Annotated in this window: 15 protein-coding genes; 11 read left to right on the forward strand and 4 right to left on the reverse strand. The window is 49.2% G+C overall.

Features of this window, described 5'->3' with window-relative positions; all coding sequences use genetic code 11:
* Positions 1–198: 198 nt before the first annotated feature.
* Together bamC and dapA are read right to left on the reverse strand one after the other, a co-directional pair.
* The gene (gene bamC, locus A5320_RS08920) at positions 199–1,260 is read right to left on the reverse strand and encodes an outer membrane protein assembly factor BamC (RefSeq protein ID WP_082971644.1); all 1,062 of its coding nucleotides are present in this window, start codon (positions 1,258–1,260) and stop codon (positions 199–201) included.
* Between the two features lie 10 nt (positions 1,261–1,270).
* Positions 1,271–2,152: a 4-hydroxy-tetrahydrodipicolinate synthase gene (dapA, locus tag A5320_RS08925; protein WP_068063615.1), complete on the reverse strand. Its 882-nt coding sequence runs from the start codon at positions 2,150–2,152 to the stop codon at positions 1,271–1,273.
* A gap of 150 nt (positions 2,153–2,302) precedes the next feature.
* On the opposite strand from dapA, the gene A5320_RS08930 reads away from it, so the two are divergent.
* The 10 genes from A5320_RS08930 to A5320_RS08975 all read left to right on the forward strand — a co-directional run bounded on the left by A5320_RS08930 (position 2,303) and on the right by A5320_RS08975 (position 11,068).
* The gene (locus tag A5320_RS08930) at positions 2,303–2,824 is read left to right on the forward strand and encodes a glycine cleavage system protein R (RefSeq protein WP_068064806.1); all 522 of its coding nucleotides are present in this window, start codon (positions 2,303–2,305) and stop codon (positions 2,822–2,824) included.
* A gap of 103 nt (positions 2,825–2,927) precedes the next feature.
* Complete coding sequence (gene bcp, locus A5320_RS08935; protein WP_068063617.1) at positions 2,928–3,392, forward strand: thioredoxin-dependent thiol peroxidase; 465 nt, start codon at positions 2,928–2,930, stop codon at positions 3,390–3,392.
* Between the two features lie 55 nt (positions 3,393–3,447).
* The gene (gene gstA, locus A5320_RS08940; protein ID WP_068063619.1) at positions 3,448–4,065 is read left to right on the forward strand and encodes a glutathione transferase GstA; all 618 of its coding nucleotides are present in this window, start codon (positions 3,448–3,450) and stop codon (positions 4,063–4,065) included.
* Between the two features lie 4 nt (positions 4,066–4,069).
* The gene (locus A5320_RS08945) at positions 4,070–5,182 is read left to right on the forward strand and encodes a PQQ-dependent sugar dehydrogenase (RefSeq protein ID WP_068063621.1); all 1,113 of its coding nucleotides are present in this window, start codon (positions 4,070–4,072) and stop codon (positions 5,180–5,182) included.
* Positions 5,183–5,379: 197 nt separating this feature from the next.
* Entirely contained in the window at positions 5,380–7,353 is a 1,974-nt protein-coding gene (locus A5320_RS08950; RefSeq protein WP_197490047.1) for a TonB-dependent receptor family protein, read from the forward strand.
* Positions 7,354–7,592: 239 nt separating this feature from the next.
* Positions 7,593–8,264 carry a hypothetical protein gene (locus tag A5320_RS08955; RefSeq protein WP_068063624.1) on the forward strand — a complete coding sequence of 224 codons (672 nt, stop codon included), beginning with the start codon at positions 7,593–7,595 and terminating at the stop codon, positions 8,262–8,264.
* Entirely contained in the window at positions 8,261–9,703 is a 1,443-nt protein-coding gene (locus A5320_RS08960) for a M48 family metalloprotease (RefSeq protein ID WP_068063626.1), read from the forward strand. Before A5320_RS08955 ends, A5320_RS08960 begins: the two co-directional genes overlap by 4 nt.
* A gap of 11 nt (positions 9,704–9,714) precedes the next feature.
* Positions 9,715–10,059, forward strand: a complete 345-nt coding sequence (arsC, locus tag A5320_RS08965) for an arsenate reductase (glutaredoxin) (RefSeq protein ID WP_068063627.1) — start codon at positions 9,715–9,717, stop codon at positions 10,057–10,059.
* Positions 10,056–10,640 (forward strand): NAD(P)H:quinone oxidoreductase, encoded by a 585-nt coding sequence (gene wrbA / locus A5320_RS08970; protein ID WP_068063629.1) that lies wholly within the window; start codon positions 10,056–10,058, stop codon positions 10,638–10,640. Before arsC ends, wrbA begins: the two co-directional genes overlap by 4 nt.
* Positions 10,637–11,068 carry a DUF2069 domain-containing protein gene (locus tag A5320_RS08975; protein WP_068063631.1) on the forward strand — a complete coding sequence of 144 codons (432 nt, stop codon included), beginning with the start codon at positions 10,637–10,639 and terminating at the stop codon, positions 11,066–11,068. Before wrbA ends, A5320_RS08975 begins: the two co-directional genes overlap by 4 nt.
* 7 nt (positions 11,069–11,075) lie before the next feature.
* On the opposite strand, the gene A5320_RS08980 is transcribed toward A5320_RS08975, so the two are convergent.
* On the reverse strand, positions 11,076–11,921 hold the full coding sequence (locus tag A5320_RS08980; RefSeq protein ID WP_197490048.1) for a substrate-binding periplasmic protein: 846 nt from the start codon (positions 11,919–11,921) through the stop codon (positions 11,076–11,078).
* A 231-nt stretch (positions 11,922–12,152) separates the two neighbouring features.
* Between A5320_RS08980 and A5320_RS08985 the strand changes: the two genes are divergently transcribed.
* A complete protein-coding gene (locus A5320_RS08985) occupies positions 12,153–12,758 on the forward strand; it encodes an LON peptidase substrate-binding domain-containing protein (protein ID WP_231916691.1) in 606 nt (201 codons plus the stop codon).
* A 15-nt stretch (positions 12,759–12,773) separates the two neighbouring features.
* On the opposite strand, the gene queE is transcribed toward A5320_RS08985, so the two are convergent.
* Entirely contained in the window at positions 12,774–13,439 is a 666-nt protein-coding gene (gene queE, locus A5320_RS08990; RefSeq protein ID WP_068063635.1) for a 7-carboxy-7-deazaguanine synthase QueE, read from the reverse strand.
* Between the last annotated feature and the right edge of the window lie 64 nt (positions 13,440–13,503).

Here is a 13,503-nt window from a genome sequence, read left to right on the forward strand (position 1 = left end):
CAGAATAATCTAAACCAACTTTTGTTGATCCGGGCTTTGGGTCTGGTTATGGCTGCTAACTGGAGCACGCTCAGAGCGCCAGCAGCGATGTTACTTCCACACCTGCTCGGCTGGTCTCATCCAAAAAACAAGGCGCAACTCATTAAAGAATTGCGCCTTTTTTATTTATTTCTGCAGTAAGGTACCTGGAAAACCGGCTTACAGCTCCAGTTTAGCCTGACGGATCGCCGCAACAAATACATCGTAAATTGCATAGACGGTTGCTTGATCCAGCGCTTTGCCATCTTTATCACGCCATTTAATGGCGGTGCCTTTGTCAGTTTTGCTCAGATGTAACTGATATTCGCCTTCGGCAATCGGCAGCACAGGTTGCTCTTCGCCACCCCAGATTGAACCCCAGAAACCCGCATCCGGTTTGGTGAAGTTGACGTAATAAACATAATCGGTACGGTTTAAGTCAGTCACGGTCAACGAAACCTGCTCAAACAACAATTCCAGCTGATTCCAAGTCACATCGATGGATTGCGTGGTTAACAACACCGCTTCGTCTTTTTCATTCACAGCGCGGGTTAACAACACATCCGGCAGACTGGCTTTCGCCGCTCTGATTTTTTCCATTTCAACGGTTGCCAGATGATCAATCATCCGATTTAAAAAATGTACTTCTTCACGGCGCTGCGCGATAGCCGTAATAGGCTGTTCGGCTTGTGAATACTGATGTTGCAACATGGCAACCCGTAGTGCGGCAGTACGGCCATGAATTTTTGGTTCCAGTAACACCTGAAACTTACTCTGCTGAGTCAGTTCCTGCGATTCCCACAACCACCAGCCCGTATCTTCAAACTGACTGATCCAGTCGGTCTGCCAACTGTTATTAGCAGCCTCAGTAATCACAATATTATTCTGGGTGAAAAATTCTTGCAGATTAGTTGTCAAGTATGGCATCAAGTCGCCGGTGAACTCATTACGTTCAAAAAACACCCGCACTTCTTTGTCGTCTTCTTCCACCCGGGCATTGGTCGACACTGCCAGCACCTGCATCGGCGCTTTTAATTCAACCGCTTCACCTTTAGCGCCTGCAGCAACCGCTGCCGGAATATCAAATTGACCAGGCTTTCTTGGCGCAATGAGCCCTTTCGGGATCGTCAGTTCATTGATTTTTTTAATTTCTGTTGCGGTTGTTGGTTCGGGAGTTGTCCACATGGAACAACCAGATAACAACAAAGTGGCCAATACTGAGCCGGAAATCCAATAATGCACCTAAAAACTCCTAAAGATTAATTTTGGCTTGTTGCAGCGCTTGTTCGATTACAACCTGATGGATTGGTTCCAGCCGGGTTAAAGGTAAACGGGCAAAATCTGACTGAATAAATCCCATCCGGCGTAATGCCCACTTGGTTGGAATTGGATTGCTTTCGATAAATAAGTCACGATGCAGCGCTTGTAACTGACTGTCAACTGTCAGTGCGACCTCGCGGTTGCCGGCTAAAGCCGCCTGAATCATCGCAGTCATGCCTTGTGGGGCCACATTGGTTGTCACCGAAATAACACCGTGCCCACCTTTTAACACAAATTCTGCAGCAGTGGCATCATCCCCGCTGAGTAAACTAAAACCTTTTTCACAGCACTGTTGTAGTTCAGCAAGCCGGGTCATCGAACCCGTGGCTTCTTTAATACCTACAATGTTGTTGACGGCACTGAGTTCACCAACGGTTGTTGCCAGCAAATCAACCCCAGTACGGCCAGGTACGTTATACAGTAAGACCGGTTTGGCAGCAGCGGCAGCGACCGCTTTAAAATGCGCAATCATGCCTTTTTGGGTTGGCTTATTGTAAAAAGGAGTGACCGTTAAAAAACCATCGATGGCAAATTGGTTCAGTTGCAGGGTTTTTTCAACGGCTTCAGCGGTTGAATTAGAACCGTTACCGGCAAGCACCTGACAGCGCCCGGCCACTTGCTCAATCACTGCTGCCAGCACTTCCAGCTGTTCCGGAAATGGTATGGTTGCCGCTTCACCGGTCGTGCCCATGATAATGAGGCCGTCAGTGCCATGCGCTATCTGATACTCCACTAATTGCTTTAAACCGGCATAGTCAACCAGACCACTGTCGGTCATTGGGGTAATCAGGGCAACATAACTTCCTCTGAACATAACAACTGCTCCATAATTTTCAGGCTGCCTATGGTAATGACGCAGCCTGACAAACACAAGCTACAGCGACAGCAGCTGATGAATTTTCAACGAACTATGGTAAACTCGGCGGCCTTTTTACAGCATTTTGGCATAAGGTTGTACCCAAAGATGGCTCAACAATTGGTGGTTACGGCAATTGGTACCGATCGTACCGGTATCGTCAGTCAGCTGGCGCGTCTGGTCAGCGATTGCAACTGCAACATTGTCGACAGCCGCATGGCGATTTTTGGCAATGAATTTACCTTTATTATGTTGTTAGCCGGCGATGCCGCCGCCATCAGCAAAATTGAATATTTATTGCCAAGTTCGGGGTTGGCCCTTGATCTGCTGACGATGACCAAACGTACCTCTGCCCACAAACCACAACCGTTGTCCAAACCTTATCAGCTGTCGTATACCGGACCGGATAAAGTCGGCACTTTGGGTAAAATGTCCAGTTTGCTTGCCGATCATCAGGTGTATATCGGTTCGTTGCGATCAGAAACTGTGGTCAAAGAAGGTGTCCCACTGACAAATACAGTGATGACAGTGCAATTACCGGCGCAGGTGCAACCACAACAACTGCAACGACTCATTGCACAGCAACTGCAGGAAATGGCACTGACCGGCAGTTTTGAACCCCAAGGGTAAGTGAGCATTTTGATCAATATCGCCTGATACAAAGTGACCACCCTGCTGCAAAAAAATGACTTGTAATCATCCTGCTGGATCTGCCAGCCTCTAAGGAACCATCATGCAAATGTTAACAGTTGGCGCTACCGCACCCAATTTTTCGCTGCTCAATCAAGATAATCAAACGGTAGTACTTAGCGAATTGCTGAAAACCCAGCAAGTGCTGGTGTATTTTTACCCAAAAGCCATGACACCCGGCTGCACAGTGCAAGCTTGTGCCCTGCGCGATAGTCAGGCTGAACTTGCAGCAAAAGGCGTGACTGTGGTGGGAATTAGCACCGATCCGGTGAAAAGTCTGACCAAATTTGCGCTGCGCGATCAATTAAACTTCACTTTATTGTCTGACCCAGAGCATCAAATCGCTGAGGCCTTTGGCGTCTGGGGCGAGAAAAAATTCATGGGCAAAGTGTACGATGGCATCCATCGCACCAGTTTTTTAATCGGCAGTGATGGCCTGATTAAGCAGGTTTATCAGGACTTTAAAACCAGCAACCACCATCAAGTCGTGCTAAAGTCTCTGCCATAAACCGCCAGCAAGCGACGGTCTGTTTCGACTGGCGGCATCATCAGGAGCGTCGACCATGAAATTATATTATGCGCCAGCGGCTTGTTCCCTGGCTTCTCACATCGCCTTGCTTGAGGCTGGTCTGAAATTTACCGCGTTAAAAGTTGATTTACGCCGCAAAACCCTAGCCGACGGCAGTGATTACCGGCTCGTAAACGCGCAAGGTTATGTGCCTGCCCTGCAACTGAAAAATGGCGAAGTACTGACCGAAGGTCCGGCCATTTTGCAGTACATCGCCGATCAGGCACCGGCCAGTAACCTGGCACCAGCAAATGGCAGTTTTGCCCGCTACAAACTACAAAGCTGGTTGAATTTTATCGCCACCGAATTGCATAAAAACTTTACCCCATTATTTGATCCAACTGCCGCTGAAGCCACCAAAAATTCAGCCAGGCAAAAGCTTGAGCAACGTCTGAGCCAGCTTGATCAACAGCTCGCCGCATTGCAGTATCTGGTTGGCGACTATTTCACCATCGCCGATGCCTATTTGTTTACTGTGGCGGGCTGGGCCAGATTGGTAAAGTTTGACCTGACCCCTTATCCGAATTTATTAAGTTATGTCGCGCGCTGCAATCAACGTCCTGCGGTGCAAGCCGCCCTGGCCGCTGAAGGCCTGTTACCCAAAGGAGCCTAACCTGATGACCCGATTTTTATTATCACCTGTGCTGATTGCCCTGGCCTTACCATTCGCTGTTGCGGCTGAACCGGCGTTTTTGCAAACTGAAAAACACGCACTGAAAATTGAAACCGTTGCCAAAGGTCTGGCGCATCCCTGGGGCCTGGCATTTTTGCCGGATGGCCGGTTACTGGTTACAGAACGTGATGGCCAGTTGCGGTATGTCACCGCAGGCAAATTAAGCGCGCCAATTACTGGCCTGCCGCCAATTGCTGTGGGTGGTCAGGGTGGTTTACTCGATGTACTACTGGACAAAGATTTCGCCTCCAACCAGAAAATTTATCTGAGTTACGCCGAGCCAGGTGCCGACGATACCAACAGCACTGCCGTATTGCAGGCGACGCTTGCCGGCGAGACTCTGAAAGACACGCAAGTGGTTTTCAGCCAGCAGCCAAAAGTGAACAGCAAATACCATTTTGGTGGACGGCTGGTGCAACAGGCTGACGGCAACTTATTTGTGACTTTAGGCGATCGGGGTAGCCGCCGCGAAGATGTACAGCCGTTAACGACACATGTGGGTAAAGTGGTTCGTATTACGTCAAAGGGTGAAGCTGCCGCCGGAAATCCTTTTACAACAAAAGCCGATGCAAAAAAAGAACTGTGGTCGTTTGGCCATCGCAATATTCAGGGTGCGACACTGGATAATAGTGGCCGGCTCTGGACCCATGAACATGGTCCGCAAGGCGGCGATGAAATCAATATCACTAAAGCCGGTTTAAATTATGGCTGGCCACTCATCACTTACGGTGAAGAGTATGGTGGTGGCGTTATTGGCAAAACTACTGCAGCTGGCCTTGAACAACCGCTGCATTATTGGGTGCCGTCCATTGCACCAAGTGGCATGGCCTTCTATCAAGGCACCATGTTAAATGGCTGGCAACAGAGCTTATTAGTGGGCTCGCTGAAATTTGGTCAACTGGTGCGGTTGGAAATCAAAGACGATAAAGTCAGTCACGAAGAGCGGATCCGGATTGGCAGCCGCATTCGTGATGTCAAAGTGCATCCGGATGGCAGTGTTTATCTGCTGACCGACGAAGATAACGGCGCTATTTTACGCATCACTCCGATGAAATAACCTTGGATCAGCCGGTTCACAGCCGGCTGAGTACTGTCATGCCTGCTAAGTTTTCCTCCGTGTTTAAATCACTGCTGAGTGTTACTGCGACGGTTGTCTGTTGTCATGTTGTTGCAACACCCTCAAATGCGGCATTGAGCTCAGATCATACTGTACCAGTTTCGACAACATCCGGTGCATCTGCTCAGTCACCGACGTTGCTCATTGCAAGTAAAACAGCAGATGGCGATGCCGGTGAAACTAGTATCGAACGTTTAGTCGTCACCGCCACGCAACAGCCTAAACCCTGGCTCAGCAGCAGCGCAGCCATTAACAGCCGTGATTTAACCGACGAAGCCCCGGCACTGGATATCGCTTCGTTACTGCAGGGTTTACCTGGAGTGCAGGCCGATCAACGCGCCAATTTTGCTCAGGACAGCCGTATTAGCCTGCGTGGTTTTGGCAGTCGCAGTAGTTTTGGCGTGCGTGGTATTGAAGTGTTACTTGATGGCATGCCATGGTCAACGGCCGATGGTCAAAGCCAGCCTGGCAGTATGCTGCTGGAGCAACTTGGTTCAGTTGAAGTCTTGCGCGGCCCTTTTGCTGCATTGTATGGCAATTCCGCCGGTGGCGTGTTGGCCTTACAAAGTAAACCAATTGCTCCGCCCTCGGCCAGCCTGACACAGGTTTCGGGCGATCTGTTACAACAACAGCAACTACAAGTCAGCAGCGGTCACACCGAACTGTCGCTGAAACAACTGAAGCATGATGGTTTCCGGCCCCACAACAGCGTCGAAAAACGTCAGGCCAGCCTGCGTCAAACACACCTGTTCGCTGATCATCTGCAACTGAACTGGCGCTATGATTGGTCGGATGATCCGCTGCTGCAAGACCCACTAGGGCTGACTTTCGCCGAATGGCAGCAAAACCCCAGGCAAACCGCGACAGTCGCGACACTGTTTAACAGTCAGAAAAATAGCGCACAGCGTCAACTGAGCATGCAGCTCGAACCTTTGTCAGGTGACTGGCAACTTGCTGGCTGGCACGGGCAACGTGATATCCAGCAATTGCTGGCATTTAGTGGTGATGCCATTAGTTCTGCTGGCGGTGTCGTCAACCTGAATCGACATTTTTTTGGTCTCAAAGGTCAGCGCCAGTTTGAACTTGGCCGCTGGTGGCTGCAATATTCGGCACAATTTGAACAACATACCGATCAGCGTCAGGGCTATGTCAATCAACGGGGCAATATTGGTGATTTGCGCCGCGATGAAAGTGGTCAGGTACAAAGCAGCGAGATTGGTTTTCGCAGTGAATATGTATCGGCCGAACTTTGGCGATTCAGCGCTGGAGTAAGATTGAGTCAGCTGAAGTTTGCTGTTAGCGACTATTTTATCCGCCCGGGCAATCCGGACGACAGTGGCCGAAAATCTGATCAACATCCGGCATTTGCACTGGGTGTCAGCTATCCGCTGCTGCCGGATTTCAGCTGGAGCCTGAATATTGGCCAGGGTTTTGAAACGCCGACGCTGACCGAAATGGCTTATCAAAGTAATGGCGGAGGCTTAAATCTGGCGCTTAAAGCAGCGCGCAATCAGCAAATTGAAACAGGCTTTAAATATCAGACCGAAGCGACTGAAGCATCATTGGATTTGTTTTATATAAAGAGCCGTGACGAACTGGTGGTGGATCAGTCTGTTGGCGGACGTACCAGCTATCGCAATGCGGCCAGCAGCAGCCGCCGCGGTATGGAACTTTTCTGGCAACAACAGTTATCCGCACACTGGCAACAGCGGTTCAGCAGCACCTTGCTCGATAGCAGTTTTGCAGTGCAAAACAATAATAACCGTGCGTTGCCTGGTGTCGCACGGGTGCAACATGACTGGCTGTTGGAGTATCGGCCATGGCAAGATGATCGCTGGCTACTGCGCACGCAACTGAACTATCGTGGCAAACTGTGGGTCGATGATGCCAATAGTTTAAGTGCGCCAGCTGTGACCTTGCTGCATCTGGACAGCCGCTGGCAACTTGACTTACAGCACAGCCAGTGGCAATTATGGTTAGGTCTGGAAAATGCGCTGGATAAAACCTATGCCGGCGCCGTCGTGGTGAATCAGGCCAATGGCCGCAGTTTTGAACCCGGAGTGCCACGGCAATGGGTGGCGGGTGTGCGCCTGAGTATCGCACTCAACTGAACACACAACCGTACACTTAACCAAACACCGAAATTGTGCTGGCGGCGAAGTAAGTCATCGCCAGCCAAACTTTGCCGATGTTGTACAAACCTCTGCGATATATATTTAATCAACTGTTTTATATCGTTATTTATTATTTTGGGGATGCCCTGAAAATGTTAGGGATAACTTTTCGCATCAACAGCGGAATTGGTTATAATCGGCTAAGAGACCATGCCGAATGAAAAGGTAGCAGCGCCATGAGTGGACCAGGAAATCGTAGTAAACTACCAGAAAATCCAACCTTAAAAGACATCAACTGGTACAAAAAACAAATCAACTGGGGCGAGTTACCACCGTTTTATCATATGGTTGCACAATCACTTGGTGAGTCAGAAGGTTTACTCACCCATGGTTTTGACAACGCCATCAAACGTATTATTGATAAACGTAACTGGAACCTGCAGCTGCTCAAAGGTTATGTCGATAACGCCAATGTCATTCACTGTGAAAACAAACCGCGAATTGCGGTGTATCAGGTTTTTACTGATCGCGGATTTGAACTTCATGCGCTGCCGTATGCCAAAGACTCTGAAATCGATCAGTACGTGAAAGGAAACCGGCTGATGGAGTTTAACCTCTGGGATCCAATGACTATGCGAATGGTATTACGGATCAATCAGTTGCATAAATTTATCAGCTTTTATTTTGAACATGGTGATGAAGCCGATTTTGCATTGATTTTGTATTCTCACAAGCTGGTTAATGCGGTAATTGAGTTTTTGCAAAAACATGTTCAGGTGACCAAGGTCGATGGTGTATCCATCCGTCAATTTTACGATCAGCAGGAAAAAATGCTCGGTCAGGCGGATGCCGATGAACTTCAGCTTTCGGCGATTAAAGCCGGGATAACAGAGTCAAAAAATAGATGAAGTTATGTGTAGTATGGGTCTGTAGTGTTGGATTAAGTTTGTCGCTGTGTTGCCCGGCCACTGCAGCGACGCCGCTGCCCGATCTTGGCGGCAATGCGTTTGCCACCTTAACGCCGGAAAAAGAAAAACAAATTGGTGACGTGATGATGCGGCAAACCCGCGCCAGTTTGCCGATGATTAATGATCCATTACTCGACGAATACCTGAACAACCTTGGCAATGGCCTGGTTGCGAAAGCGGAAGGAGTACGTTTTCCATTTCAGTTTTACTGGGTCAATGATAAAAATATCAATGCTTTTGCTACCTTGGGCGGCCATATAGTTTCGAACACTGGTACTTTGGCGGTGGCAGACAGTGAAAGTGAATTTGCTTCGGTGATGTCGCACGAAATTGTCCACGTGACGCAGCGCCATATTGCCCGCTCAGTGGAAGCACGCTCGCAATCGGCACCTCTGACGTTAGCGTCGTTGCTGGGTTCGATTATTCTGGCCACCGTCAATCCGGAAGCCGGGATGGCTGGCTTGATGGCGAGTCAGGGCATGGCACAACAGTCGGCGATTAACTTCACCCGCAGTAATGAACAGGAAGCCGACCGGATTGGTATTCAGTTGCTGGCCAATGCCGGATTTGACCCTTATGCGATGCCGGAATTTTTTAACAAACTCAGTGAAAAAACCAGATTCAGTAATACCCAACTGGCGTTTTTGTATACCCACCCATTATCTCAGGCCAGGATCAGTGATTCCCGGGTGCGGGCACAACAGTTTCAGCAGCGCTTTGTACCGGACAGCACTGATTTCCCGTTAATTCAGGCCCGGGTTTGGGCGCGTTATCAGTTGGATAATGAAGGTGCTATTGCTCATTTCCAGAAAAAACTGGCAAGCCCGGGCGGCAATACCAAAGCCAATCATTACGGCCTGGCACTGGCGTTGTATGATAAAAAAGATTATGCCGGAGCCGAGCAATTACTGAATAAACTGCGCAGTGAAGACGACAAAAATCTGTTTTATCTGGATGCCATGACCGATGTGTATATCAGTACCAATCGGGTCGACAAAGCGCTGGAAATGCTGGAGCAACAATACTTATTGCGGCCGAACAATCAGATCATTACTCTCAACTACGCCAATGCGGCGATGCAGGGGAAATCCTACCGGCTGGCATTGCACTTACTACGCAATTTGTTGTATTACAAAAATGATAATTTTTTAGCTTACGAAATGTTAGTTGAAGCCTACAAAGGTCTGAATGATATGGCGCGTTATTATGAAGCGCGTGCCGATTTGTATTATCAATTGGCCAATTATCCAAAGGCGATTGATGACATCAACGTTGCTTTGAATCAGTTGACCCCGGATGACCAACTGGAAAGCCGTCGCCTGGAAGCCAAGAAAAAACAACTGCAAACCGAATTTAGCAGACTCAAAAAACTTAACTGAGGACAAGGCCAATGTTGACGATCTATCACAACAATCGCTGCTCTAAAAGCCGCGAAGTTCTGGCGTTGCTGGAGCAGCTCGGCAAACCTTTTCAGGTGGTGCATTACTTGAACGAACCGCTGAATGAGCCTGCGCTGCGTCAGCTGTTGACACGGCTGCAGTTAAGTCCACGTCAATTACTGCGCGATAAAGAAGAAGAATATCATACACTTGGCCTTTCCGACCTCAGTCTATCTGATGATTTAATTATTCAGGCAATGCTGGACCAGCCAAAACTCATGGAACGTCCCGTAGTGGTGATGGGAAACAAAGCGGTGATCGCCCGTCCGGCAAACCGGTTGTTGGAGTTATTTTGAGCGAAGCTGTTTTACAACCGACCACTGTGCTTATTTTGTATTATTCCCGCCACGGATCCGTGGCTGCTTTAGCGGAAAAAATTGCAGTTGGTGTGGCAGCCGCCGGCGCAACTGCCATGATCCGCACTGTCCCAGGGTTTAATCACGATGATGATCCACGACATCCATTGATCCAAAAAGATGAACTAATCCAAGCCGATGCTCTGGCATTAGGTAGTCCAGTCCGCTTTGGCCTGATGGCAGCGGAAATGAAAGCTTTCTGGGACAATACCAGCGACCTCTGGCTCAAAGGCCAGCTGATTGACAAACCGGCCGGTGTGTTTACTTCGTCCAGTTCAATGCATGGCGGCAATGAAGCCACGCTGCTGGGAATGATGTTGCCGCTGTTGCATCACGGTATGGTGTTGCTTGGGATCCCCTACGAAGAACCTGCTTTGCATCAGACACAAACCGGCGGCACGCCCTATGGCCCGACCCATGTCAGCGGCAGCACAGCCACAACTTTGCTGTCGGCACACGAACAACAACTGGCGATGTCCTTTGGAAAACGCCTCGCAACTATTGCCGGAAAATTATCATGAGTTGGTTAATTGCATCAGAAGTGCCGATGGCACCAAAAACCCGTCGTTTTTTATTATTGGGTCAGCTTGGCTTTGGTTTGTTATTTCTGCTGATACCGCTGTCGGTGTTATGGCTGAATCCGCCCAAACTGGGCAGTCAATGGGTATTACTTGCTTTATTGTGGGGACCCTTGTGGTTTCCGCTGGCTGGCATGCTGCGTGGTAAAGCATATACCTTTGCCTGGGCCAATTTTATTGTGATGATTTATTTTGTGCACAGTCTGACCAATCTATGGGTCAGCAGTCACATGGCGTTGCTGCTGGCAGTGCTTGAACTTCTGGCAAGCTGCCTGATGTTTGCTGGCTGTACTTATTATGCCAAATTCCGCGGTCAGGAACTGGGATTAAAAATTCCAAAGTTAAAAGACGATCCTGTTCGTCAATCCTGAATGGCGGCTAGTTGACCGAAGATGTTTCAGTGGTGGCAGCCATTGTCGGCTGATACTGCTGTAACAACTGCTGGATATAACCACTTTGTTGCAGTTGCTCAAACGACTGTAACAGTGCTGGGCGCAGCGGCGAGTCGAGACTAATGGCACAAAAAATTGCCGGTGGTTGGGTCCACAACGGATCAAAACTTAAGGCAATTTCAAATTGTCGTTTTGACATCACATACCCTAAAGACAAATCCACCGCCATTACCGCATCCAGCCGCCCCTGTGCTAGCCGGGTCAAATTACTTTCCAGCGAATGTGCGTCATCGCGGATCATCAGCCGTTCGGCAAAAGCTTGTTCGAGCTCTGGATAAACAAAACCCCGAATGGTGCCGATCCTTTTGTGATACATATCGCTTAACCGGAGTATCGGTTTACTGTTACTTCGGCGCACCACCAGCTGCGACGAATAAAATAACGGCCCAACCCATGCCAAATCTTTTGGACGACTGACCCAATCCGGACTTAAAAAACAACCGATATCGGCCTGATTACTGATGAGCCAGCCTTCAACCCTGGCTCGCGGCACATCTAAATACAACACGGGTAGCTGATTCAGCTGGCCAATTTTATCAATCAGACTTTTACTGATCCCGCCCATCAGTTTACCTTCAGCAGAAAACATCGCATAAGGCACCGGATTGGTTTCACTGACCACAGCACGCAGAACCGGCGAAGCTGCAGTTGTGCTCGTTTGCGCTCGTGCGGCTATGCTGAAGCACAGGCATGCCAGCGTCAGCAACATCGGCAACCCAATGCTTATTTCCGCCTTGAGGCGCAAGTCAGGCAGCAAAAAAAAGCCGTTCACTGATGTTGCCTTTACCCGATCCTTGCACTTCTTTTGGACCATTTCTGTCATCCGCAGCAGCCTTTAAAATTCAAAGTTGACAACAGCAGCACCCAACATCTGAATGAACGTTGTCGGTTAACCATAGCAAAATTTTAACTTGTAGGCGCAGTACATCATGCACAAAATCCCGGAGCTGGAACTACGGCAATCCAATATACGGTCGCTTGCGTATAAGCAAAGAGTTTGCTGATGATGCCAGGGGGAATTTTGACCGAAGTAGCGTTATTTCCATTAAGTCAGGTGGTACTGCCACATGGGCGAATGAAACTGCGGGTATTTGAACCCCGTTATATCCGGCTGGTACGCGAAGCTTGTACTGGCAAACGGCCTTTTGTCAGCGCGCTGCTGAATCCGTATGTGGCACAAACGCATCCGGATCGAATTTTCCCGGTGGCGACTTTGGTACAAGTCACCGATTTTACGCAACTCGACGACGGCCTGCTTGGGATCACCATCGAAGGTATCAGACGGGTTGAGCTGACTGAGCGTTGGCAAGAGCAAGATGGCTTGCATGTTGCGGCAGCGAACCCTCTTCCTGATTGGACTGACTGCCTGTTTTTACCAGAACATCAGCAATTAAGTCAGGAACTTAAAACGGTGTTTGCACAAAACCCGCAACTGGAAACTCTGTACCCTACGCCGCAATGGCAAAACTCAAGTTGGTTGGCGCAGCGCTGGATCGAAATTCTGACGATGCAGCCACCACTGAAATACCAATTGATGGCGGCGGACAATGCAGTACCGGCACTGGATGCACTCTGTGGCTGGTTGCAACACCAGCAGAACATCGAATGAATTCAGCGAAGCTGGCTAATTAATCCCAAGGTATTTATGCACTTGCACGCTTAACCGCCAGTTGTGCGCCATACAGGCTTCGATTGCTAGCTGAGTGGCTTTGGCTTTTTGACTGATCGGTTGCAGGTAAATCAGTTTGTTCTGACAATCCAGCCCAACCAGCAACTGCTCCAGCTCCTTCACATGTTTTTCCATCGCCACCGGATGTTTAATTTCGTTGGCGCGCTCCAGGCAGCTACGCAGCACTTCGTAACCCCCTTTCATATTGACCTTTGGCGAGACTGTGACCCAGGTCTGCAGCGGCGCTAAAATTTCAAAAGTACCGGAAGTTTCGATTTGCGTGCTAAACCCATGTTGATGCAACAGCTCACACAATGGGTTTAAGTCGTACATACAAGGCTCGCCACCGGTGATCACCACATGTTTGGCGCGATAACTGCGCTGCTGAAACAACGCCAGAATGGCATTGGCATCGGCTTGTGCCCAGTGATCGGAGTCAGCTTTTTTAACTGTGGTGTCGCCGAGCTGGATCAGTAAATCGGGCAGGATCTCCCAGGTATGCTTAGTATCACACCAGGAACAACCGACCGGACAGCCCTGTAAACGCAAGAAAATTGCCGGAGTGCCGGTGTAGTTGCCTTCACCCTGAATGGTTTCGAATATTTCGTTAACTTTATACACGCTGAGTTGATTTCCTTTAGATGCGGCTAATTTTAAAGTACAATGCGCGCCCTTCTTTGGGTGC

Source organism: Rheinheimera sp. SA_1 (assembly GCF_001669775.1).
Lineage (GTDB): Bacteria > Pseudomonadota > Gammaproteobacteria > Enterobacterales > Alteromonadaceae > Pararheinheimera.